Here is a 2182-nt window from a genome sequence, read left to right as displayed (position 1 = left end):
CCGCAGGCTGGGGAAGTGGTTGGGCAGTGGGCAACGCTATCCGATTTAATACCGATGGCTGCCTTGCTCCGGTTTGGATTTGCCGAACCGTACTCGCCGGACAAGGCACCGAAACCAATGATGATTTTACATTGCAAATTCGGGGGGATGCTGACTGATGGCAGGGCTATGGTTTCATCCAGATAACCTGGCAGCAAAAGTCGTATCGACAGCCATTGCTGACAGTGCCAACGAGGGTATGTACTACGGTGGGAAAATTGCATTGCAGATGCTCTTATACATTGATAGCAGCAATGCCACTGAGAACGTGCCCTTATTCAGTTCATTAAGCAATACCAGCACTCCTCCTGACCGATTTTATTTTGAAGTAAGCGTCGATAGCGGAAAGTTACGAGCACGAATTTTCGACCGAACGACACAAAAGATGGATGCCTATTTTTCAGAGCCAATCCCTTTTGATCAGATGATCGAAATTAAAATAATTCATGGCAACCCTTATCCATACATTCATGCCTGGGTAAATGGTACGCAACTTACCGTGGAGTCAGGCAGTGGTAGCACTGGTAACAGTATTGTTTTCGGATACTTTCAGGCCACAGTAGGAGGAACAAGAGAAAGCATCCCTCAGGCAAAAGGCGTTCTATTTTCCTACATAAAAATCATCAACGATAATGTTTTCCCGTCCGACACATACGCCTCCTATTACGTCACTGAATGGGTTATCGATTTTGAAGACGAAGCAGATCCATTCAAAGTAAAGACCAAAAGAAATAATATCCTTGGTGAACTCAATGGAAGCGTGGCTTTTCAGCCAGAAAAAATAACATGGACAAGTGGCAGCACACCGCCAGCAGATACCGGAGGTGGCGGTGGCAGTGGTGGTGGTATCGTTGTTCCAGGGAATGGTAATACTACACAGGTCCTGGGCAGCATCACCGAGAATGATTTACCAGTCGCCCGCCGAGTATTTGCCATTACCGAGGCAGAGCTGACCATTGATGGTAGCCAGGAAACCACACAAGCAGTACTGGCCAACGCCATCAGCAGCGAGATCGATGGCACCTATACCCTGGACACCAGCCCCTATGAGGGCACCGTCTTTGTTATCGCCGCTGATGATTACGGCTCAGTTTGGCAACCTAGCACCGCTTATGTTGTGGGTGACGTTATCAGACCGCCAAACTTCCAGGGCTATGTCTACCTTTGCACATTGGCAGGAACCACCAGCAGCACTGAACCCATGTGGTGGCTGGATACCGACAGCAGCCAGAGCATCGGCACTGCTCAATTTAAGGCGAAGCCATTTAGCCGGCCATTAGCACATGGCCCGATTTTGCCGACCATTATCCCCAGTCAATAACGATGGCTTACGACCCCTCTGCAAGCACCGATTTTATATTCAGCGAACAGGCCTACCAGCCTGCGGTGGATTTCGCTTTTTATCCACAGAAGACATACGCCTTTACCACACCGCCCTCCGTTGTCCGTTTTTACCAGAGCCAATGGCAGACCAGCCAGCCACAGCAGAGTGACCACAGCGCCGCTTATGGCAGCAGCCTGGCGATAGATGCCACCAGAGCACAAAGCAGTCATCAGGCCACACCGCTGGAAGCCCATGCCGTCGGGCTTTTTTGGGGCGAGGTGGCGAGTTTGCAGGAAACCGTACAAATTAGTCATGGCCAGAGCCAGGACAAAGAGAACCGCATTAGTGGACACTGGCAGCAGTCGCCCATCAAGCAGAGCCACCAGCGCCAGGGATGGGACAACAGCATCCAGCCCCAAGAAAAGCGCACTGAACATGACTGGCAGACGCCAGCCGAGAAAGACACCCTGCGGCTGGCCAGCTTTCGACGTGTGGATGAATTCAGCCCACCTCACCAGCAGGAAAACCTCGGCTACCGGATCCCCGAAGCCAGCCTGCTGAATTTCCAGTTTGCCGGGCAGAGCTACACACCGGCCACCAGCCCTGATGTGTTTTTCAGAATGGGCAGAGCCATCGAGCAGAAAGTTATCCAGCCAAGAGACAGCCGAACCGGTTTCAGCTTTCAGAGTAATCGGCAACTGGACGAACCAGTGGTGATTCCCTGGGGCTTAGGACAGAAAGCCAGGGATGAAAACATCACCAGCAACTATGGCGGTGAAACCGATCCGAACGTGGTGGAGAAACCGCAACCCGAGCAGC

Annotated in this window: 2 protein-coding genes; both read left to right on the top strand. The window is 51.7% G+C overall.

The window, feature by feature from the left end; genetic code table 11:
- Positions 1 to 157: 157 nt before the first annotated feature.
- Positions 158 to 1360 carry a hypothetical protein gene (locus tag AK963_RS28020; protein WP_066018597.1) on the top strand — a complete coding sequence of 401 codons (1203 nt, stop codon included), beginning with the start codon at positions 158 to 160 and terminating at the stop codon, positions 1358 to 1360.
- 2 nt (positions 1361 to 1362) lie between these two features.
- The coding region (locus tag AK963_RS28015) for a hypothetical protein (RefSeq protein WP_139117734.1) at positions 1363 to 2182 on the top strand (820 nt) is incomplete at its 3' end.

This window comes from Endozoicomonas atrinae, from assembly GCF_001647025.1.
Classification (GTDB): Bacteria; Pseudomonadota; Gammaproteobacteria; order Pseudomonadales; family Endozoicomonadaceae; genus Endozoicomonas; species Endozoicomonas atrinae.
Note: the sequence above shows the minus strand (reverse complement) of the source record. Positions and strands in the feature narration are given on the sequence as shown.